The 21056-nt window shown below is 63.8% G+C and carries 20 protein-coding genes and 1 rRNA gene; 11 read left to right on the top strand and 10 right to left on the bottom strand.

Annotated features, from left to right (window positions below):
• Positions 1 to 79 precede the first annotated feature (79 nt).
• Positions 80 to 193: ribosomal RNA gene (gene rrf, locus BUE39_RS28130) — 5S ribosomal RNA — on the top strand.
• A 208-nt stretch (positions 194 to 401) separates the two neighbouring features.
• Here rrf and BUE39_RS28125 read toward each other — a convergent pair.
• Positions 402 to 1403: a LysR family transcriptional regulator gene (locus tag BUE39_RS28125; RefSeq protein ID WP_073431941.1), complete on the bottom strand. Its 1002-nt coding sequence runs from the start codon at positions 1401 to 1403 to the stop codon at positions 402 to 404.
• 198 nt (positions 1404 to 1601) lie between these two features.
• Here BUE39_RS28125 and BUE39_RS28120 point away from each other — a divergent pair, with 198 nt between their 5' ends.
• The 3 genes from BUE39_RS28120 (at position 1602) to BUE39_RS28110 (ending at position 5835) form a co-directional block, all read left to right on the top strand.
• Entirely contained in the window at positions 1602 to 3770 is a 2169-nt protein-coding gene (locus BUE39_RS28120; RefSeq protein WP_073431940.1) for an FUSC family protein, read from the top strand.
• 143 nt (positions 3771 to 3913) lie between these two features.
• Positions 3914 to 4129, top strand: a complete 216-nt coding sequence (locus tag BUE39_RS28115; RefSeq protein WP_073431939.1) for a hypothetical protein — start codon at positions 3914 to 3916, stop codon at positions 4127 to 4129.
• Between the two features lie 191 nt (positions 4130 to 4320).
• Positions 4321 to 5835, top strand: a complete 1515-nt coding sequence (locus BUE39_RS28110) for an acetyl-CoA hydrolase/transferase family protein (protein ID WP_073431938.1) — start codon at positions 4321 to 4323, stop codon at positions 5833 to 5835.
• A 58-nt stretch (positions 5836 to 5893) separates the two neighbouring features.
• On the opposite strand, the gene BUE39_RS28105 is transcribed toward BUE39_RS28110, so the two are convergent.
• Together BUE39_RS28105 and BUE39_RS28100 are read right to left on the bottom strand one after the other, a co-directional pair.
• On the bottom strand, positions 5894 to 6148 hold the full coding sequence (locus tag BUE39_RS28105) for a GlsB/YeaQ/YmgE family stress response membrane protein (protein WP_073431937.1): 255 nt from the start codon (positions 6146 to 6148) through the stop codon (positions 5894 to 5896).
• A gap of 161 nt (positions 6149 to 6309) precedes the next feature.
• Positions 6310 to 7017 carry an MgtC/SapB family protein gene (locus BUE39_RS28100; protein WP_073431936.1) on the bottom strand — a complete coding sequence of 236 codons (708 nt, stop codon included), beginning with the start codon at positions 7015 to 7017 and terminating at the stop codon, positions 6310 to 6312.
• A 684-nt stretch (positions 7018 to 7701) separates the two neighbouring features.
• On the opposite strand from BUE39_RS28100, the gene BUE39_RS28095 reads away from it, so the two are divergent.
• On the top strand, positions 7702 to 8223 hold the full coding sequence (locus tag BUE39_RS28095; protein WP_073431935.1) for a hypothetical protein: 522 nt from the start codon (positions 7702 to 7704) through the stop codon (positions 8221 to 8223).
• Positions 8224 to 8362: 139 nt separating this feature from the next.
• Here BUE39_RS28095 and BUE39_RS28090 read toward each other — a convergent pair whose 3' ends face one another.
• Entirely contained in the window at positions 8363 to 9526 is a 1164-nt protein-coding gene (locus tag BUE39_RS28090; protein ID WP_073431934.1) for a metallophosphoesterase, read from the bottom strand.
• A 361-nt stretch (positions 9527 to 9887) separates the two neighbouring features.
• Between BUE39_RS28090 and BUE39_RS28085 the strand changes: the two genes are divergently transcribed.
• The 6 genes from BUE39_RS28085 (at position 9888) to yjfF (ending at position 16355) form a co-directional block, all read left to right on the top strand.
• Positions 9888 to 10217: a hypothetical protein gene (locus BUE39_RS28085; RefSeq protein WP_073431945.1), complete on the top strand. Its 330-nt coding sequence runs from the start codon at positions 9888 to 9890 to the stop codon at positions 10215 to 10217.
• Positions 10218 to 10524: 307 nt separating this feature from the next.
• Positions 10525 to 11130: an alpha-ketoglutarate-dependent dioxygenase AlkB family protein gene (locus BUE39_RS28080; RefSeq protein ID WP_073431933.1), complete on the top strand. Its 606-nt coding sequence runs from the start codon at positions 10525 to 10527 to the stop codon at positions 11128 to 11130.
• 354 nt (positions 11131 to 11484) lie between these two features.
• Complete coding sequence (locus tag BUE39_RS28075) at positions 11485 to 12411, top strand: ABC transporter substrate-binding protein (protein WP_227470935.1); 927 nt, start codon at positions 11485 to 11487, stop codon at positions 12409 to 12411.
• 214 nt (positions 12412 to 12625) lie between these two features.
• On the top strand, positions 12626 to 14230 hold the full coding sequence (locus BUE39_RS28070) for a sugar ABC transporter ATP-binding protein (RefSeq protein ID WP_073431931.1): 1605 nt from the start codon (positions 12626 to 12628) through the stop codon (positions 14228 to 14230).
• Entirely contained in the window at positions 14227 to 15258 is a 1032-nt protein-coding gene (locus tag BUE39_RS28065; RefSeq protein WP_073431930.1) for an ABC transporter permease, read from the top strand. The genes BUE39_RS28070 and BUE39_RS28065 overlap by 4 nt, the downstream gene beginning before the upstream one ends.
• Positions 15255 to 16355 (top strand): galactofuranose ABC transporter, permease protein YjfF, encoded by a 1101-nt coding sequence (gene yjfF / locus BUE39_RS28060; RefSeq protein WP_073431929.1) that lies wholly within the window; start codon positions 15255 to 15257, stop codon positions 16353 to 16355. Before BUE39_RS28065 ends, yjfF begins: the two co-directional genes overlap by 4 nt.
• A gap of 45 nt (positions 16356 to 16400) precedes the next feature.
• Here the strand turns inward: yjfF and mdcH are convergent, their stop codons facing one another.
• Genes mdcH through BUE39_RS28030 form a run of 6 tightly spaced genes read right to left on the bottom strand, consistent with a single transcriptional unit; the run spans position 16401 to position 21054 of the window.
• A complete protein-coding gene (gene mdcH, locus BUE39_RS28055) occupies positions 16401 to 17333 on the bottom strand; it encodes a malonate decarboxylase subunit epsilon (protein ID WP_073431928.1) in 933 nt (310 codons plus the stop codon).
• Positions 17333 to 18028: a malonate decarboxylase holo-ACP synthase gene (locus tag BUE39_RS28050; protein WP_073431943.1), complete on the bottom strand. Its 696-nt coding sequence runs from the start codon at positions 18026 to 18028 to the stop codon at positions 17333 to 17335. The genes mdcH and BUE39_RS28050 overlap by 1 nt, the downstream gene beginning before the upstream one ends.
• Positions 18028 to 18843 carry a biotin-independent malonate decarboxylase subunit gamma gene (gene mdcE, locus BUE39_RS28045; protein ID WP_073431927.1) on the bottom strand — a complete coding sequence of 272 codons (816 nt, stop codon included), beginning with the start codon at positions 18841 to 18843 and terminating at the stop codon, positions 18028 to 18030. The genes BUE39_RS28050 and mdcE overlap by 1 nt, the downstream gene beginning before the upstream one ends.
• Positions 18840 to 19724 carry a biotin-independent malonate decarboxylase subunit beta gene (locus BUE39_RS28040; RefSeq protein WP_073431926.1) on the bottom strand — a complete coding sequence of 295 codons (885 nt, stop codon included), beginning with the start codon at positions 19722 to 19724 and terminating at the stop codon, positions 18840 to 18842. The genes mdcE and BUE39_RS28040 overlap by 4 nt, the downstream gene beginning before the upstream one ends.
• Positions 19721 to 20035: a malonate decarboxylase subunit delta gene (locus tag BUE39_RS28035; protein WP_073431925.1), complete on the bottom strand. Its 315-nt coding sequence runs from the start codon at positions 20033 to 20035 to the stop codon at positions 19721 to 19723. Before BUE39_RS28035 ends, BUE39_RS28040 begins: the two co-directional genes overlap by 4 nt.
• The gene (locus BUE39_RS28030) at positions 20023 to 21054 is read right to left on the bottom strand and encodes a triphosphoribosyl-dephospho-CoA synthase (protein ID WP_083086281.1); all 1032 of its coding nucleotides are present in this window, start codon (positions 21052 to 21054) and stop codon (positions 20023 to 20025) included. Before BUE39_RS28030 ends, BUE39_RS28035 begins: the two co-directional genes overlap by 13 nt.
• Positions 21055 to 21056: the final 2 nt, after the last annotated feature.

The raw sequence follows: 21056 nt of genomic DNA, 5'->3' as shown, positions 1-21056 counted from the left end.
CCCCTGGTGCGATGCACCAGACACTACTTCTTCCAGATTGGTCGTGTTGACCCCCGCGTCAACCTGACAACAAGTCATGCCTGATGACCATAGCGAGTCGGTACCACCCCTTCCCATCCCGAACAGGACCGTGAAACGACTCCACGCCGATGATAGTGCGGATTGCCCGTGTGAAAGTAGGTAATCGTCAGGCTCCCATGCAGAAACACAGACCCCACCCCACACCGGTGGGGTTTGTGCGTTTACGCGCCATATTCGAGATGGGGCTAAAAACAAACATCTAATCGTGCTCTCTCGCAACGACCAACCAGCACATAAACATCGCTCGCCAGGGCACTTCTGTTTTTCAAACAGCACTAACAGCATAGTGCCCCAGCAAGCGGTGCACGCAAAATTCCGCATCAATGCGTGGCGGCATCGCCGCTGCCAACGGCGCAGGCACGAACCGGCATGACTTCATCGTCGGTATATAACTGACCGATTTCCGCAAGTAGCGCCTCGTCGCGTGCAATCACTTCCGGCAGGTGGGCGCGCAGAAATTCGACCCACGTCCGCGTCTTGGCATCGATGAACTTACGCGATGGATACAGCGCGTAAATGTTCATTTTCTGCAGCGTATATTCCGGCAACACGCGCATTAACGTTCCATCACGCAACCCGGAAATCGCCGCGTAAAGCGGCACCATGCCGATGCCCATCCCTTCGCGAATCGCAACGATCAGCGACTCCGCAATGTTCACGTGCACGGGCCCATTCACTTCCATCATCTCGCCTCCGTTTGGCCCGTCGAGCAGCCATTCGTGCGGCGGAAATGCTGGCGTGTGCAGGATCAGACATTCATGATGCGCGAGATCGCCCGGCTGTTGCGGCGAGCCATGCGTCCTCACATAAGCAGGCGATGCACACAAGATGCTAAAGGTCGTTCCGAGCGGCAGCGAGACAAGATCCGAGTTGGGCAAATTCGAGGCGCCGATCACTGCGACGTCCGCACTGCCTTCGAAGAGATCGGGCATACGCTGGGACAACGTCAGCTCCACCGTCACCTCCGGATACAGCGCGCGATAACGCGAGATAGCCGGCAGCACATAGTGCTGGCCGATGCTGGCGAAGCTATGCATTCGCAAGGCGCCGCTGGGACGCTCGTGCGCGCAACTCGCCTCTTCTTCCGCCGTGTCGACGTCCGCGAGTATTTGTTGGCATCGCTCCATATAACGCTCGCCCGCGGTGGTTAGGGCGAGTCGCCGTGTCGAACGGTTTAGCAACCTGGTACGTAGATGGGCTTCGAGTTCCGATACTGCGCGGGACATCGCCCCGGTCGTTGAATTGAGCGACTGCGCTGCGGCGGTAAAACTACCGGCTTCCACGACTCGCACGAACACTCGCATATTTTGTAACGTATCCATCGATCCTTCTAATTCACGGCAGAAGCCGTATTGTCCGCCTGTCCCGCAAGCGCATTGTTGTTCGTTCTGGAAGGGACTTTCCGAACCAGTCCCATTAGTGCGTGCGTCGCACGCTCCTACAATCGGCGCCTTGCCTGCCGGTGTGCGCAACATTCGCCGGCGCTTCTTTCAGCATCACCCGGGGCGCATTGCTTTCCGATGAAACGCCAACACGCGATCGAACCGCCTGCGAATTCCCGCCGACAGTGGAACGTCGCATCGCAAACGATGCCCGGCGCGGCGATTCGTGATTGGGCAAACAGCGAGGGTCTGATCTGGCTGCATCTGTTGAAAACGGTCACCGCGGGTCTGCTGGCGCAAGGCATCGCGATGCTGCTGGATCTGCCGCAGCCGCGCATTGCAATGACGACAGTGTTCGTATTGATGCAGCCGTTCAGCGGCATGGTGCTCGCCAAAAGTTTCTATCGGCTTTTCGGCACCGCGGTGGGCACGGTCGCGGCGCTCATGCTCGGTGCGCTGTTCGTCCAGCAGCCTGAACTGTATATGTTCGGCATGGTCGCCTGGGTGAGCGCCTGCATCGCTGCCGCTGTCCGATATCGGCATTTCAAGTGGTATGGTTTTGTGCTGGCGGGTTACACCGCCGCCTTGATCGGCGTCCCGAATGTCACCGCGCCTCACGACCTGTTTCTGGCCGCGCTCACACGCGCGGCGGAAGTAACGATTGGCATTGTGTGCTCGAGCGCGGTCAGTGCGTTAATCGCGCCGCAGCGTTCGAGTCTTGCTCTGCTGCACGCGCTGCAAATTCGATACACAAATTTTACTGCGTTCGCGGCCGACGCGCTGGGACGTGGAATCGAGCGTGGTCAGTTCGAGCGGCGCTTTGCGAACCTCGTCGACGAAATCGTGGGTTTCGAGGCGACGCGCATTTTCGCCGCGTTCGAAGATCCCGCCATGCGCTCACGCAGCCAACATCTAGGCCGTCTGAACGGCGAATTCATGGATGCATGTGCGCGGCTGCATGCACTGCACCAATTGCTCAAGCGTGGGCGTGTCAACGCTTCGGCGCGTGTGATCGACGCGATCAAGCCGTACTTCCATCAGCTATCGTTGTTGCTGGCGCCGCAAGCTGACGCCACCGTCGATGCCTCGCGCGTCGCAGCCCGCTTGCGGCTCTTTCAGGCAAGCCTGCCACGGCGCGTGCGCGAAACAAGACGTCCGCTGGAAACCGCGCCTGCCGAACCACTGGCGGATTTCGACACGGCCGCCGAACTGCTGTATCGGTTCGTCGACGAATGGATTCGCTACTCGGAAACCTACGCGGCTTTGGCGAGGCGCAAGCCAGAGAACAAGCAACGCAATGGCAGCCGCTACGTGAGCAGGACGAACGGCTCTCTCGTCGCATTCACTTTCGTGCGGTCCGCGGTGGTCTTGTCGATCGTCGGATGGTTCTGGATCGCGACCGATTGGCCGAGCGGTGGTCTAGCGGTGATCGGCGCGGCACTGGTGTGCGCTCTGACTTCCACCGCGCCGAATCCTTCGAAGACAGCCGTGCAGATGGCGCTCGGCGCCGTGCTGGCCACCATGACCGGCTACTTCTTCACATGCTATGTGTATCCCAACATCGACGGTTTTCCGCTCCTTTGCATCATGCTTGCGCCAGTGCTTGCGCTCGGCGGGTTCGTCGCGACGCGCAAGCTCACGGCCGGATATGGCATCGGCTTCTCCGTGTTCTTTTGCCTGCTGGCCGGGCCGGACAACGTCGTCACCTATGCGCCTGATCTGCTGATCAACAACGGCCTGGCGCTCGGTGCTGCGATGCTGTTGGCGGCAATCGTTTTCGCGGTGGTTTTTCCGGCCGATATGCCGTGGCTCATCGACAGGATCATGGGCGATCTGCGTGAGCAAGTCGTGTTCGCATGCAACGACAAGCTGCCCGGTCTCAATCAGCGTTTTCAGTCGAGCACACACGACCTCGCCTCCCAATTGCGCCTGCTGCTGACGCGACGCTCCCGCCGCCGCCGGGATGCGTTGCGCTGGATGCTTGCGACACTCGAAGTCGGCCACGCCGTTATCGATCTACGCAGCGAAGCGTCACGCGCCACCTACGCGGTGACAATTCATCGACGTTGGGATAGCGCTCTGGAGCAAACCTGCAACGCGCTCTCGCAACTGTTCGCGCGGCCTGACGCGCATGCTCTGGAGCACGCGCTCGTGGCGGTGCGCTCGGCCACATGGATCGCGCAGGAAGTGTTGCAAACCGTTCATGCCGACCGCGACAAACGCCATGACTTGCAGCGCATTCTGAGTTGCCTGCATTTCATCCGCACTGCGTTGCTCGACAAGGACGCGCCTTTCAATACACGTTGACCGATGCTCATGTGATCGGTCGCACATGTCGATCCTTCCGCCGGATGGAAAGGTCACTTCCGGACAGCCACGTTTATCCGCATGGACGGCGGCTCTATAGTTTCATCGCTGCCTCGCAGTAACCGTAAGTCCCGGAGAAAGAAATGAAAGTGTTGAAGATTGTCCTGATTGCCTGTGCTTTATCCGCTGCTGTTGCTCATGCACAAACCGCGCCGTCCACGCCGCAACAGAAGGCCGCCCAGGCAAATAACCAACGCGCCGACAGCGCCGCCATGCAAGACCACCGTGCCGCACCGGCCGCTAAAGCTGAAGAGTGCGTCGGCCCCATGAGTTTCTGCAATATCTATTTCGGTAGCTAGTCAGCGCCGCACCGTACGCAAGTCATGCCTGCAAGAGCCGTCGCGAAAGTGACGGCGCGACGAAGTACCTGGCCGCGACGCCGTCTCATCGAGACGTCGCGCCTGTTGCGACAATCGGGCTACTGAACGAAGCACGCCGCCGATGTGCGCACCGGTAGCCAGAACTGGTGACCATGGAGAGACTCAGTTTCATGTACGAAGATCGGATTCGCTGCGCCGCGCTGCGCGGAAAAATCACTTCCGCCGCAACTGCGGCGCTTCTCATTCAGGACGGCATGTGCGTCGGCGCCAGCGGTTTTACACGCGCGGGCGACGCAAAAGCCGTCCCTGTCGCGCTCGCCGAACGTGCGCGCAACGAAGGCAAGCCGCTGCGCATTACGCTGATGACCGGTGCATCGCTCGGCCACGACGTCGATCGCATGCTGACCGAGGCACACGTGCTGGCGCGTCGCTTGCCGTTCCAGGTGGACAAGACCCTGCGCGATGCGATCAATCGTGGCGAAGTGATGTTCGTCGATCAGCATCTGTCCGAAACCGTCGAGATGCTGCGCGCGAATCAACTCGGCAAACTCGACGTCGCGATTATCGAAGCGGCAGCGATCACCGAGACGGGCGGCATCGTGCCGACCACTTCCGTCGGCAATTCGGCGAGCTTCGCAATGCTCGCCGAGAAGATCATCGTTGAAATCAATCTGGCCCAGCCGATCGCTCTCGAAGGGCTGCACGACATCTGGATTCCAGGCCGCAGGCCGAACCGCGAGCCGTTGCCGATCGTCCATCCACACGATCGCGTCGGTACACCGGCCATCGACGTTCCACTCGACAGGATCGCGGCGATCGTCATTACCGATATGGCGGACAGTGCGTCCACGGTGTTGCCGGCCGATGAGGAGACGAAGATGATCGCGGGCCACCTCATCGAGTTCTTTCAGTACGAGGTGTCGCGCGGTCGCATGCCTCGGCGCTTGCCGCCGCTGCAGGCGGGCATCGGCACGATCGCCAATGCGGTGCTGGCGGGCTTCGCCGACTCGCCTTTCGATCCCTTCGAAATTTACTCGGAGGTACTGCAGGATTCGACGTTCGACCTGATGGATGCCGGCAAGGTGACGTTCGCCTCAGGTGCATCGATTACGTTGTCGGCCGCGCGTCAGGCGCAGGTGTTCGGCGAACTCGAACGCTATCGCGATCGTCTGGTATTGCGCCCACAAGAGGTCAGCAATCATCCGGAAGTGATCCGGCGGCTTGGGTTGATCGCGCTGAATACCGCGTTGGAATTCGACATCTACGGCAACGTGAATTCGACGCATGTGGGCGGCACGCACATGATGAACGGCATCGGCGGCTCGGGCGACTTTTCACGCAATGCGTCTTGCGCGATCTTCGCAACCAAATCGATGGCCAGGAGCGGCCGCATTTCGAGCGTCGTGCCGATGGTGCCGCATTGCGACCACAACGAACATGACGTGGACGTGGTCGTGACGGAGCAGGGCTTGGCCGATCTGCGCGGGCTGGCGCCGCGCGAGCGCGCCACGCTGATCATCGAAAACTGTGCGCATCCGCTGTATCGCGATCTGTTGCGCGACTACTATCGGGACGCCTTGCAATGGGGAGGACAAACGCCGCATCGACTGGACCAGGCTTTCAACTGGCATACGCGGCTGCGTGACACCGGCTCGATGTTGCCGGCTGAGGAAGTGCTTCTCTAGTCGAAACCGACGTCAGGCGGCCTTCGCCCCTGACGCCGGAAGACATCAAATGCGACCCTCAACCACCTCGGCGGACGAGGCGGATAAGAAACAGCAGAATGACCGCGCCGATGACAGCAGTAATGATCGAGCCGATCCAGCCGCTGCCAAGCGAGATATGCAGCACACCGGCAAGCCACCCGCCGATGAACGCGCCGACAATCCCGACGATGATGTCGACGATCAAGCCGAAGCCGCCGCCCTTGACGAGCACGCCGGCCAGCCAGCCGGCGATCGCGCCGATGATGAGCCATGCAATGATGCCGTGTTCCATAATCGAGACTCCTTGGTTGAGTGTGAAAAATTCACGGTGACAGAGCTTAGTCGATGGTCATGCGGCAGTCCATATTCAGGACGGTAAATTAACATTGTCTGAATGTATTGCGACTAAGTGTAGACGATGCGCCCGCATAAGCGGCACTTGCTCACGGCGCGTCACTCCGGCGTCGGCTCCGCTTCTGTGGCCGTCCAACTGACGCTCGATACGCTTTTTTCCATGCTGATGCGGCTTGCCATCTGTTCTAGCTTCGGTTGGTCCTTGGGATGCAGCTTCAGTGTCGCCGTGACACGGATACGTCCGGTATCGCCTTCCACGTCCTCGCTGGTCAGGCTCTGGAACGACAGTGGCGTCGAATACATCGAGTTCGACACGGCGGTGCGAATGTGAATCTCGTCGGTTTCCCGGCAGACAATCGTCAGCACGTACTCGCGAATCAGGTCCGCGTTGGAAACCGGCGCCGCGTTGATAGTGCGGCTCACTTCACGCAGCACCGTATTGGTGAGCAGCACGACCGCGGTGCCGGCGATCGCGGGGCCGTAATGGCCCGCACCGCATAACACGCCGACCGCCGCCGAACACCACAAGGTCGCCGCGGTATTGATGCCCTGAATGGAACCCTTGTCGCGCATGATCACGCCGCCGCCGAGAAAGCCGACGCCGGATACGACATACGCGGCGATCTGGGTGATGCCGGTAGTCCCGTTGCCGGTCAGTACGCCGAGGGTGACGAACAGGCACGCGCCGCTCGCGACGAGTGTGATCGTGCGCAGGCCGGCGTTGCGCTGACGCATCTGCCGTTCGAGGCCGATTGCCACGCCGCAGGCGAAGGCGGCAAGGAGCCGCAAGACGAATTCAATTGTCATCGGTAAGAAAGCTTGTGGCGCGTATCCGCGCAGTGTGAACCGTGCGCATGACAGCAGCGCGAATCGCCGACGAAACGCGGATGCGGTCAGGCATGACGAGAACGCGAGCGGGGCTCGCGGCGGCGCTGAACGTCGCGGAGCAATCGGATGGCATCGAACCATGCGGCGCTTCACACGCGTAGAAGCGCGATAAAAGGCTGTGAAAAGTAAAGAGACGACGCGCACCGTCGAGCCCGGAGGCAAGACGGCGACAGGCAGGAGAGCTGACGCGGAAATCTTGCCGATCAGGCGATCGGGTGAATCGAAGCTCGACTGGTAGTACTGCTACTGTCCAAGATCGTGATTCCGGCTAAATGAAGTGGGCGAATTTTAGGCGGCTCTGCAAAGGTAAGTCAAGCCGGGATAAAGCACACAGTGCTGGCGAACTCATGTCCTGTTGTGGAAACTTCCAGTGAAAATCTGGAACTATCACCGCGTAAATGGGGACTCCGAATATTGACCGACCTCATCCCGGAAACCACACTGTTCGCACATTTCCAAATACGTCGCGCGCTTTTAGCACTCTCGCAGCGCTCAATCCACGTTTCACTTCTAGCGGCTTTGCTCGAGCATTGTGCGGAAGGTCTTGATCCAGGATTCGCTCGACGTCGTCCGTTTTAGCCGTTTACCCCAGTTGAGGAAAGTATGAAAGTTCAAGCTCGTCGCATCATCGCCGGCGCGTTGATTGCTGCCGCTCCGCTCATGTCGTTTGCCGCAGGTCTGCCCGCGCCGTTCGAAGGCAGCAGCACGCTGCAGGCGGAAGGCGTCGTGACATCGGTAGACATGGCGAAACATTCGGTCACCGTGCGCGATGCTCGGGGCAGCCAGGCTTCGTTCAATGTCACCGACTCGCGCGACCTTACGCAGATCAAGCAGGGCGGCAAGGTCCACGTCCGCATGGTGCGCAACGCCGTGATCAGCGTTACCCGTGGTGCCGGTCAAGGTGCTGCTACGCCGGTCGTTCAGTCCAACACCGCCGGGAACGTCACCGCCGAGATCCAGACCGTCGACCACGCGTCGGGCATCCTGGCCCTGAAGGGTCCGAATGACGCCGTGTTTCATATCAAGGGCCGCGAGCCGGCAACACTCGCCAATGTGACTCCTGGTATGCAGGTGTCGGTAGCGTTCGCGCCGCAAGTCAGCGTGGCCGTCGTGCCAGCGCAATAGGCAGGCTAACGGGCGCCGCACGTTGGCGCCTTGGAAGCGGATGTCATTGCCGACGTCCGCGCTCCTGTCATGCAGTCAGTCCAATACAACGCAGGCGCCGTTTCATGACGGCGCCTGCGTTTCGCTTTATTTGGATGCCTTAATCGGGCTCGCCAGGCACAAGGCGTAAGCGCGTGATTTCAGACGGCGCGCCGAGACGCTTCGGCGGTCCCCAATACCCTGTGCCACGGCTCGTGTACACCCACAGTCCATTCAGGCGAGCGAGGCCGGCTGTGAACGGCTGCTGAAATCTCACAAAGAAATTCCACGGAAAGAACTGACCGCCGTGCGTGTGGCCGGATAGCTGCAGCGTGAAACCGGCGGCCGCGGCCGCCTCAGCGGAGCGCGGCTGATGGGCGAGCAGCACCTTGATCAGCACGTCGCCAGGCGCGCCGGCAAGCGCGGCGACAGGGTCGCTACGATGCAACGGGTCATGATGACCCGCCGAATAATCGGTCACGCCGGCAATCACGGCGCGCGCGCCGTCGTGGTCCACGATCACGTGTTCGTTGAGCAGCACGGTCAATCCGAGGCGCCGGAATTCGTCGATCCATGCATTTGCGCCGGCGTAATACTCGTGGTTGCCGGTAACGAGGAAAGCGCCGTGACGCGCGCTCAACCGCGAGAGCGGCTGCGTGTGGTTCCTCAATTGCGGCACGCTGCCGTCCACGATATCGCCGGTCACGGCAATCAGATCGGGCTCGAGACGGTTCACCGCATTGACGATGGCGTCCACGTAATGGCGTTTGATGGTCGGGCCGACGTGGATATCGCTGATCTGAACAATCGTGAAGCCGTCCAGCGCGGGCGGTAAATCGTCGATCGGCACTTCGATCGTCACCACTCTGGCGCGCCGGCGCGCGTTGACGAGACCGACGAGCGTCGAAAGCAGCGCAGCCAAAGGCACCGCTGCCGCCGAACCGGTCCGCCAGTTTCCCATCGCCACGGCGCGCGGCCAGATTGCATCGATGGTGAGCAGCGACGCGAGAACCACGTCGCGCAAAAAAGTCAGCACCAGCAAAGACGAGAAAAAACCCATCGCCAGCAGGCCGACCCATGCGAGCCGGTCGCCGAGCGGCTGTCGTTTGATGGTGCGCGCCAGCATGCCGAGCGGAATCAGAAAGATCGACAGCACGAGCCACAGCGCGCAAAGCCCTCGGCCGACAGTATCGATCGGCATGTCTGGAATCAGACGGAAGCCGACATAAATATGCAGCAGGATGCCAATGAGGATGATGCGGACAAGAAACGATGAGCGGCGCATAGGGAAGATAAGGGCGGGAAGGGTCCGAGACGAACTGAACCTTGGGCGACTCGGAGACTGCGATGCCGCGTTAGCGAACGGGGTGAACCATTCTACCGGCATGTGCCACTGCGCGCGGGGCGGCACCAAACTTGCTCGCCAAGTTATGGAACCCGCCTTGGGCGGCCGCCCCGGCTACTGCATCGCAGCATCGACATATCGCGACGCAAGGCCCACCCGGCGGTGCTTGGAGCCATAATTAAATGGGCTTTGAATCGTGTCCGTGCGTAGACTATTCTCAAAATGAACCGGCTTGCATCAGGGCCGCCGCGGCCGGATCGCGGTTCGTTTTATCGCCGGTAAAGGCGAGGCAGGGGGCATCATGAAACTGCTCAGATCAGGCAATCAGTTACGGCCCGCGCACCACGCGCATCATGTCGGCTACGAGGGCAGCCATGTGATGCTGCCGCTGGTGGTCTTCTCGCTGATGGCGGTCAGCCTGTACGTCGGCGTGCGCAACATCGACTTTTCCGAACTGGGCAAAACCGCGCTCTTCTACATCGTGATGGTGTGCGTCGCGCTCGGCATCGCAGGGTTGTTCGGGGTGGTCGGCGGGTGGTTGCGTTCGAATGGCGAGGATACCGAGGAGGGCTTCTGCTTTATCGGCGCCGTGATCGGCGCAGTGGTGTTTTACGTCGCCGTCTTCACCTGACCGCGTGGAGAGTTGCGGTCCATCAGACGATACGTGCGGTTTGGTCGAACGAACAGCGCGCGTTGCGCGGCAATAGTTTCGCCGGATGCCGGGCGCACGGGCGGCCAGAATATTGGGTCGCACCGCAGCGTTGAATCGCGAAATGTCGTCTCCGCGATAGCCCTATTGTTTCCGGCGAACCAACTGCACGCGTCGGCATGCCATCTCCTTCCCGACGATCACCGCGAGCCGCTCTATCGCTGCCGCCATAATAGCCACACGTTTTCTCCCGGCACGCATCGCGCGCGGCCGCATCCAGCCCAATCTCATGATGGATCTCTTTGATGATCATCGCCTGCCGGCGCCCGACGTCGACTGGTATCCCGACTGGCTGACGCCCGCGGCGGCGCAGCGGACTTTGACGCGGCTTGTCGGCGAAGTCGAATGGCGCCAGGACATGATGGGTACGCCCGCCGGCCGCGTGCCGCTGCCGCGTTTGACCGCCTGGCAAGGGGAGCCGGACGCGGTCTACGTGTACTCGGGTATCCGCAACGTGCCGCAACCCTGGACGCCGACCGTCGCCGAACTGAAGGCCGCCGCCGAAGCCGCCTGCAACGCCCGTTTCAACAGCGTGCTGATCAACCGCTACCGCAGCGGCGCCGACAGCATGGGCTGGCACGCGGACCGCGAGCCTGAACTCGGCGTTCGGCCGGTGATCGCGTCGGTGAGCCTCGGCGTGGCGCGCACCTTCGATTTGCGCCACAACGAAACCGGCGTGACGAAGTCGTTTTCGCTCAAAGGCGGCAGTTTGCTGGTGATGAAAGGCGACACGCAGGCTGAATGGCGGCATCGGGTGCCGAAGGAGTCTGATGTCACGGGCGAACGAATCAATCTGACGTTTCGTTGGGTCACGCCGCGAGCGGCAACGCGGTAGACCGCCGTGAACCGGTCAGCCCGGCAGCGCGCCATCGGCACGTAAGCGCATAAAAAGCCCGTCAGCCGTAACGCGGACCAGGCGCCGCCGACATCCTCGACGCGGAGGTCGACACACGGCCACGCGACAACCGACACCGTCCGCTATACCAGAATTGATATCGTCGGCGCGAATCATATGATTGGACGGTTAACGCGCCGCACACTACGCTACATCACGATCCACGCACCGTGAAAGCAGCAAGCGCTGGCGGTTTCGCTGGGTCGCCTACACAACAACGATCAGGAGACAGTCATGGCGAATACACGACGCGCCGCATGTCGTGCGTTGGGCGCGCTCGCATTGTGCGCGGGCATGGGCGCGCTGACGCTGGCAGCACCGGGCGCCTACGCGCAGGACAAACAGATCACGCTCGGCTTCGCCCAGGTCGGCGCCGAAAGCGCATGGCGCACGGCGAACACCGAGTCGGTGAAATCCGCCGCCACTGAAGCGAAAATCAAGCTCAAATTCTCCGACGCCCAGCAAAAGCAGGAAAACCAGATCAAGGCGATCCGCTCCTACATCGCGCAGAAAGTCGACGTCATCGCGTTCTCGCCGGTTGTGGAATCGGGCTGGGAGCCGGTGCTGCGCGAGGCTAAAGCCGCGAAGATTCCGGTGATCCTGACCGACCGCAACGTCGACGTGAAAGACACCTCGCTTTACGTGACGATGATCGGCTCCGACTTTCTGGAAGAAGGGCGGCGTGGCGGCAAGTGGCTTGCGGACCATTACAAGAACGAAAAGAACACGGTCAATATCGCGGAACTTCAGGGAACGGTTGGCTCCGCGCCCGCCAACGACCGGCACGCCGGCCTGATCGAAGTGATCAAGAGCGATCCCAAGTTCAAGATCATCGCGTCCCAAAGCGGCGACTTCACGTTGGCCGGCGGCAAGCAGGTCATGGAGGCGTTTATAAAAACCTATGGGAATAAAATAAACGTAGTTTATGCGCATAACGACGATATGGCGCTCGGCGCGATCCAGGCAATGGAAGAGGCCGGCATGCATCCGGGCAAGGACGTGATCGTCGTCTCGTTCGATGCGACCAAGGGCGGCTTCCAGGCGATGGCCGCCGGCAAGATGAACGTCGACGTGGAATGCAGTCCGCTGCTCGGGCCGCAGTTGATGTCGGCGGTGAAGGACGTCGTGGCCGGCAAGCCGCTGCCCAAGCGCATTCTCACGGAAGAAACCGTCTTCCCGATGAGCGTCGCGGCGCAGACATTGCCGACGCGCAAGTACTGACGCACAGTACCGAGGCTTGCTGACCAAAAAGCGGCGCACGAACTCAACACGAAAGCGCAGTACGGACAGGTGTAGCAGTTTCTCCAGCGGTGCCTGACCGCCCGTCTGCTTGGGCAGCGGGCGGTCTCTTTTCCGCGGGGTCCGCTGAGTGCCTTCGAGTTTCGCTAGAGCCACCGAAGCAACGCACCAACGCACCGCCGATCGAGCGAGGTCTATGACGCATCGCGCTTCTGAACCCAATCCGCCGGCCCTCGGCGCTATCGCAACCACTGCCGATGGCGCCGCGAACGCACACGAGCCCATTCTTGCCACCGCCGGCGTCAGCAAGACGTTTCCTGGCGTGAAGGCGCTACAGCAGGTCGATTTCCGCCTGTTCCCCGGCGAAATCCACACGCTGATGGGCCAGAACGGCGCCGGCAAGTCCACGCTGATCAACGTGCTGACCGGCGTGGTTGCGCCTGATGCGGGCACGATCCGCCTGGGCGGCGAGACCGTGGCGTTCGCCTCGCCGCAGGAAGCCGAGGCGGCCGGCGTGCGCACGCTGTATCAGGAAGTGAACCTGTGCCCGAACCTGTCGGTCGCGGAGAACATTTTCGCGGGCCGGCAGCCGCGCCGCTTCGGCGCGATCGACTGGCCCGACATCAAGCGCCGCGCGCAGGCCGCGCTCGCGCGTCTCGACGTATCGCTCGACGTCACGCGTTCGCTCGACGCTTATCCGATCGCCGTGCAGCAGATGGTGGCGATCGCGCGAGCGCTGTCGGTCGATGCGCGCGTGTTGATCCTCGACGAGCCGACCTCGAGCCTCGACGACAGCGAAGTCGCGCAGTTGTTCAAAATCCTTCGCCATCTCAAGAAATCCGGCATTGCGATTCTGTTCGTCACGCACTTCATCGAGCAGACGTATGCCATTTCCGATCGCATCACGGTGATGCGCAACGGCGAGCGCGAAGGCGAATATCTCGCGCGCGATTTGCCGGCCGATCAACTCGTGTCGAAGATGGTCGGCCACGAGCGCATGAGCGCGCGCCTGCGTGAAGCCGCGCATGAAGGCCGCGATCCGCACGAATATCAGCATGGCAAGGAAGCTGTTCAGCCATTCGTCGAATTGCGCGGCGTGGGCCGGCGCGGCACCATGCAGCCGCTCGACCTCGACGTGCAGCCGGGGCAGATTCTCGGCCTCGCCGGATTGCTCGGCTCGGGCCGCACCGAAACCGCGCGGCTACTGTTCGGCGCCGACCGCGCCGACAGCGGCACGATCCTCGTCGAAGGCCGGCCGGTGCGCTTGCGTTCGCCGCGCGACGCGGTGCATCACGGCATCGGCTACTGCGCGGAAGATCGCAAGAAAGAAGGCATCGTCGCCGAACTCTCGATCCGCGAGAACATCCTGCTGGCCTTGCAGGCAAGGCGCGGATGGTGGCGCAAGATCAGCCGCCAACGCGCGCGCGAACTGGCCGATCTGTGGATCGAGCGGCTCGGCATCAAGGCCTCGGACGCCGAGCAGCCGATCGGGCTGCTCTCCGGCGGCAACCAGCAAAAAGCACTGCTTGCGCGCTGGCTCGCCACCGATCCGAAGCTGCTGATTCTCGATGAACCCACGCGCGGCATCGACGTCGCGGCCAAGTTCGACATCATGGACCGCCTGCTGGCGCTGTGCGCGAACGGCTTGAGCATTCTGTTCATCTCGTCCGAGATCAGCGAGGTGGTGCGGGTCAGCCATCGCGTGGCGGTGTTGCGCGACCGCCGCAAGATCGCCGAAGTGGCCGGCAAGGCTTCGAACGAAGACAACATCTACCGACTCATCGCGGGGAGCGGCGAATGAAGCTATCGAACTGGTTCGTGCGCGACGGCGCCGAGCGCGCATTGATCTGGCCGTGCGTCACGCTCGCGTTGCTGTGCGGCCTGAACCTGTGGGTGAACCCGCATTTTCTGTCGCTGCGGATGCTCGACGGCCATCTGTTCGGCGCGCCGATCGACGTGCTGAATCGCGCCGCGCCGCTCGTGCTCGTCGCCACCGGCATGACGCTCGTGATCGCCACGCGCGGCATCGACATTTCGGTCGGCGCGGTGGTGGCGATCGCGGGCGCCGCCGCCGCGACGATACTCGCGACGCAGCCCGTGCCGAGCGGCGGACTGATCGCGCAGGCCCTGGTGGCGGCGTTGATCGTCGGCGTACTGAGCGGCATGTGGAACGGCTTGCTGGTGTCGTTCGTCGGCATGCAGCCGATCATCGCGACGTTGATCCTGATGGTGGCCGGCCGCGGCATCGCGCAATTGCTGACGGCGGGGCAGATCATTCCGATCGGCGCGCCCGGCTATCTGTTCGTGGGCGGCGGGTACTGGCTCGGTGTGCCGTGTTCCGTGTGGATCGCGACGGTGGCCGTGCTCGCCACCGCGGCGCTCGTCGAAGGCACCGCGCTCGGGCTCTTCATTCGAGCGATCGGCGTGAATCCGGTCGCGACGCGCCTCGTCGGGCTGCGTTCGAAAGCGCTCGTCTTCGCGGTGTACGGTTTCTCGGGATTGACCGCCGCGATGGCGGGCATTCTCATCAGCTCGAACGTGCGCAGCGCCGACGGCAATAATGCCGGCCTGCTGCTCGAACTCGACGCGATCCTCGCGGTGACGCTCGGCGGCACGTCGCTGCTCGGCGGCCGCTTCAGTCTCGCGGGCACGGTGCTCGGCGCGCTGATCATCCAGACGCTCACCTACACCACTTATTCGATCGGCGTGCCGCCGGAAGCGACGCTCGTCGTGAAGGCGGCCGTCGTGCTCACGGTGAGCGTGATCCAGTCGCCGGCGGCGCGCTCGATCGCCATGTCGCTCTTCACGCAGCGCGGGGTGACCCGATGAGACGACTCCTCGAAGCATGCGCCCGTATCGTCGATCCGCGCACGTTGCCGATCGCCGTCACGATCCTGCTGTTCTGCGCGCTGTTCGGTTTCGGCTCGGTGATGTACACCGGCTTTTTCTCGTGGCAAGTGCTGCTCGATCTGCTGGTCGACAACGCGTTTCTGCTGATCGTCGCGATCGGCATGACGTTCGTGATCGTCTCGGGCGGGATCGACCTCTCGGTCGGCTCGATCGTCGCGCTAACCACGATTGTCGAGGCGGTGCTGTCCGAACACATGCATTGGCCGGTCTGGCTGATCGTGCCGGCCGTGCTGCTGATGGGCACCGTGTTCGGCGCGGTGCAGGGCGCGCTGATTCACTTCTTCCGCCTGCAGGCGTTCATCGTCACGCTGGCCGGCATGTTCTTCGCGCGCGGCCTGTGCTTTCTGATCACGACGCAGTCGATCACCATCAACGATCCGACCTTTCACGCGATCTCGGCGTTTCGCCTCGACATCGGTATCGGTTCCGTCACCGCGAATGTGTTGATCGCCTTTATCACGCTGCTTGCGGCGATTTATATCGCGCATTTCACACGCTTCGGCCGCAACGTGTATGCGGTCGGCGGCAACGCGCGCTCGGCGCTGCTGATGGGCTTGCCGGTCGCGCACACGCGGATCGGCGTGTATGCGTTGAGCGGCTTCTGCTCGGCGCTCGGCGGCGCGGTCTTCACCTTCTACGTGCTGTCCGGTTACGGTTTGCAAGGGCAGGGCATGGAACTCGACGCGATCGCCGCGACGGTGATCGGCGGCACGCTGCTGACGGGCGGCGTCGGCTATGTGCTCGGGTCGCTGTTCGGGGTCGGCATTCTCGGCACGATCCAGACCTTGATCACGTTCGACGGCACGCTCAGTTCATGGTGGACGCGCATCGTGATCGGCGCCTTGCTCTGCGCGTTCTGTCTGTTGCAACGGCTGATCGAGCGGCATGCGAAATCGGTGGGGCGTCCGGGCGGAAGCGGCGCGGTGGTGACGCCGGGGCGTGAGCGCGCGCGCAGCGATGCGGGTGCGGCGGCGGATTCGCAAACGATCGGACGCGCGCCGGAACAGGCTTTATAGCGCCGCTCGGGAACGCGGGCCTTGCGGCGCCCGCCCGCTCACCGCTCAATCCGCTTCCAGACGCCGGCGCGCCGTCGCCACCAGCCGATCGAACGGGAAGCCGCTCGCGGCCAGCGCGGCGGCATCCGGAAAGTTGTCGCGCGCAATGTCCGTCAACACCTGGCCGGGCGGCGCTTCGATCAGCACGCGAGCGCCCATTTCCAGCATCGCCGCGAGCGCGTCGAACCAACGCACGGTGTAGCGCATGTTCGTGACGAGATCGTCGCGGATCGCGTCCGCCGTGTACAAGGGCCGGCCGCCGCGGTTGCCGACATAGGTGCCGTGCGGCGTGTAAAAAGGCACATGCTGGGCGTAGGCGACCAGTTCGTCGGTGGCATGCGCGAGCAATTCGCAATGCGACGGCACGCTCACCGCGAGCCGGGTGGCCTTGCGGGCACCGGCTGCCAGCGCACGTTCGATAAACGCATCCAGCGCGGCATTCGCGCCCGCCACGACGATCTGACGCGGCGCATTCACATTGCCGATATAGACGCGCTGTCGCGCCTCGTTCGCGTGCTGCGCGGCGAGCGTTTCCAGTTGGTATTCCGTCAAACCCGATACGGCCGCGAGACCGTATCCCGACGGATACGCGGTTTCCATCAATTCGGCACGCTTGCGAACCATCCTTAGCGCATCGTCGAAGTGGACAGCGCCGCAACTGACCGCCGCGGCATACGCGCCCACCGACAGCCCCGCGTTGAGCGCCGGTATCAGCCGTTCATCGGCCAGCGCACGCGTGATCGCCACGCCCGCAACCGTCAAGCCGATCTGCACGGCGACGGTCGAGCGCAGCGCGTGCGCTGTATCCAATGTCAGCACATCGGCGCCGATCACCTCGGAGGCTTCCGCGAGCGTTTCGCGCACGAGGCGATGCTGGGGCAGACGATGCAGGAACCCTTCGGTCTGCGCGCCCTGGCCGGGGAAGATCAATGCAAGCATCAGACGTCGTCGCCGCGAACAGCGGCCCAAGGATCGGCGACGAGTTGCGGGCCGCGTGCGTCGCGCGCCATCACCTGCGCCTTGCCCGCTGCCCATTCGGCCAGCGCCACCCCGCCCGCGGGCGTTTCGAGTTGCGCGTCCACGCGAATGCCGGCGCGCTGCGCCAAAGCTTGCAGATGGCCGAGCAATCGAACCGCGTCCTCGTGTGCGAGCTTCGACGGCGTGCGGATCAGCAAGTCGAGATCGCTCGATTCGGACACAGTAGGCACTTGCGCCGCGAGTTCGAAACCGGCGCCGCCGGTGGGTCCCCAAACGAAGCCGCACAATGGCCCGTCGGCCTCGCTCCGCAATGCGGCGAGCGCGGCGAACGCTGGCAACATGGCGCGCTCGCCAGCAGGGCTGCGGTGTGCCAACGCTTCCGGCGATATGACGTGTTCGATATCGTCCGCCGACGCCCATGTGCCATAGCGCTGCGAACGCCCCACGCCGCGCACGCCAATCGCGATTACACCCTCGGCGGCCAACGCGCGTCGCACGACCGCATACGGCGCATGAGCGAAGGCCTCGCGCACCCATGCCGGTTCGCCATCGAACTGTTGCAGGCGCCGCAAGCGCAGCAGGTCATGCGGCCGCCATCGCGTATCGCGGGACAACGCTTGACCGTTTGCGAACGGCGGGGCGGCGCAGACTCGCATCACGTGGCATCCCATTGTTCGGCGAGACGCCGGCGCACTTCGATCGACGCCGCGCGGTTCTGCCGCGCCGCCGCCGATTCGAGCCGATGCGACAGGTCACGGCTGCCGTCGCGCGCGCTGCGAATCTGCGCCGACAACACCTCACGCACGCGCTCGATCTGCGCGGCATCCGGCGCATCCGCATCGACGCCTTCGATCAACTGATCGAGCAGCCCGAGTTTGGCGAACGAGGCCATGGTGTACGACATCGGCACGATGGTTTCGCCGAGCGCGTCGAGCGCTTCGACGGTGCGGCGCGTGACGCGCGCGGCGGCTTCCTTGCCCATCGCGTGAACCATCGTGCCGGGCGCGTCGAGCGCGACGATGCGGTTGGCCTGGTAGCCGTGCGCGAGGAACGCCCCCGACATCGCCGGCCCGACGATCAGCGCGATCACCGGATGGCCCGCATCGCGCGCCGCCGCATACGCATCGACGGCGGCGGCGCAGGCGAGGTGAATGCCGAGCATCTCCTCGCGATAGCCGTATGCCTGGCTTTTCACGTCGACGATCGCGACGATCGGGCGGCGCGTGCCGCTCGCTTCGTCCCGCGTCATCGCTTCACGCACGGCCCGCGCGAGCAGCCAGCCCTGTTCCAGGCCGACGACGTTATCGGTCGCGCGCGGAAAACGGTTGTCGGGATCGGGCACGACCGCGATGAAGCGCGCGGTCTCGCCGCCGAGCGGCGCATCGGCGTTCAATACCGGCGCGTTGCCGGACGGTTCGCCGGCGAGCGCCTGAAACCAGCGCGCGCCGCGGCTCGGTTGAGTGTCGTTCATGCTTGCTCCTTGCGCGCGTCGTTTTGCACATGCGGGTGGTAGACCTCGCGCATCGTTTGCGGCGTGACGCTGGCCGGATCGATCCGCGCGAGCCGGTCCAGAAACGTGTCGACCTGTTCGCTGCGATGCGCGGCCGGCACGCCTTGCGCGAACGCGGCGCGCACGGCGGCGCTCACAGCGTCGGCATCGTCGTCGACCAGCCGATCGGCCAGCGCGGTCGCGGCCCTTTGTTCGCCGCCGATCAATTGCCACACGCGGCGGCGGTCGCTCGCGTCGAGTTCCTCGATGCCCGCTTCCTGTTCGATCACCTCGGGGCCGTTCATGCCGAGCCGGGCTTGCTTCGTCACGACGAGATACGAGCACAGCGCGGCCGCGAGCGACATGCCGCCGAAGCAGCCCACCATTCCCGCGATCACGCCGACCACCGGCACATGCCGGCGCAGCGCGACGATCGCCGCCTGAATCTCGGCGATCACCGCGAGCCCGAGATTGGCTTCCTGAAGCCGCACGCCACCGGTCTCGAACAGCACGACGGGGCGCACGATCTTGCCGCGCTCGCAGTCGCGCAGGGCCATTTCGAGCGCGGCGGCGATCTTGCTGCCCGACACTTCGCCGATGCTGCCGCCCTGGAACGCCGATTCGATTGCGGCCACCACGGCGGGTTCGCCGTCGATGCTGCCGCGCGCGATCACGCAGCCGTCGTCGGCCTGGCAGACGACGCCTTGCAGCGGCAGCCACGGCGACTCGATCTTGTCGAACGGTCCGAGCAATTCGCGGAAGGTGCCGGCGTCGAGCAGCGAGCGGGCGCGCTCGCGCGCCGGCAGTTCGATGAAACTGTCGCGCAGAATCGGCGCGGGATGCGCGGTCGCAACGGTAGTCATGCGGCGTCTCCCTGTTCGGCCGCCTCGACGGCTTCCGCGAGGCGCAATGCCACCACGCCCGGCGTTGCGCCGAAGTCGTTGATTTCGATGTGCGCGGCGCCGTCGTAGCGCGTGAAGAAGCGGTCGAGCACGCTTTTCCAGATGTGGCCATAGCCGTCGACGCTGGTGCGCACGACCACATGCGCGTTCAGCGCGGCGCCGTTACCGGCTGGCGACAGCAGCACTTCCAGATCGCCGGAACCCACCACGCCGACATGCGCGCGGGTCGTGACGGCGCGTTGCGCCGGATAGTCGAAGGTCAGATGTTCCATGTGACTGGGCTCCCGCCGGCGTCGTGTCGCGCCAGCATGTCGAGAAAAAGGGTGGCGGCGAGCAGATCGGCCGCGCCGCCAGGCGATGCATTGAGCGACAGCAGGTCGTGTTCGAGTGCGGCAAGGGCGGCGGCGCCCGCGTGCGTCGAACTTCCGCCGGCAGCGAGCACGCGGCGCGCGCCGCGTTGACCGGCGTGCAAGCCCGGCAAACCCGCGCGATGCAGCAGGCAGGTATCGTCGAGCGAAACCATGATCGCGAGCAGGGCGTCGAGGCGCGCGGCATCCTCGGCGATGCCTCGTGCGCGTGCCGCGACCAGCGCGGGCAGGCCGATTTCGACGACATGCGGAAAACCGTCTTGCGCTTCGCGGCGCGCGCCGCCGACCTGATAACGCTGACGTGCGCGTTCGCCATGACTGTTCGAGGGCGCGGCGAAGCGATCCGGAAAGCAGGCGATCCGCGCGGCACGTCCGCATACGTGCGCAGCATGGCGTTGCGTGCCGCCGCCCGGCATCGACGCGCCCGCGACGAGCAAGCCGACGATCCAGATCGCGCCGCGGTGCGCGTTGCTGCCGCCGGTGGCGCGCAGCATGTCGTGCTCGCCGGCGCGGCCGATTTGCGCGAGTTCGGTACGCAACAGCGCCGACGGTTCGCCGCGGCGGCGCGCCGCGCGCGCCAGCGCCGCGAAGGTCGGCTCGAGCGCGTGTGCCGAGCGCAGCATCGTGGCGAGGTCGAGATCGCGATGCGCGCCGCTGCCGCGCCGGTCCACCAGCGCGGGCTTGGGGGTGAGTTGCGCTTCCTCGATCAGCGCGGTGACGGCGTAGCGCGACAACTGCGCGTCGGCGGGCACCGCCGCGAGCGGCGCGGCGTGGGCGGCATCAGCCCGAGAGACAGCACGAGCGGGGATGTGAGCCGGCCTATCAACAGCACCGGCGACATCGGCGCGTAAATCGTTCTGCGCGACACACGCGGTGTGTGCACAGGCCCGATCCGCACGCGCGCGCAAGGCGGCGGGCGCCATCC

Origin of the sequence: Paraburkholderia terricola, from assembly GCF_900142195.1 — a bacterium.
GTDB lineage: Bacteria > Pseudomonadota > Gammaproteobacteria > Burkholderiales > Burkholderiaceae > Paraburkholderia > Paraburkholderia terricola.
This window is presented reverse-complemented; position numbering and strand designations above follow the sequence as displayed.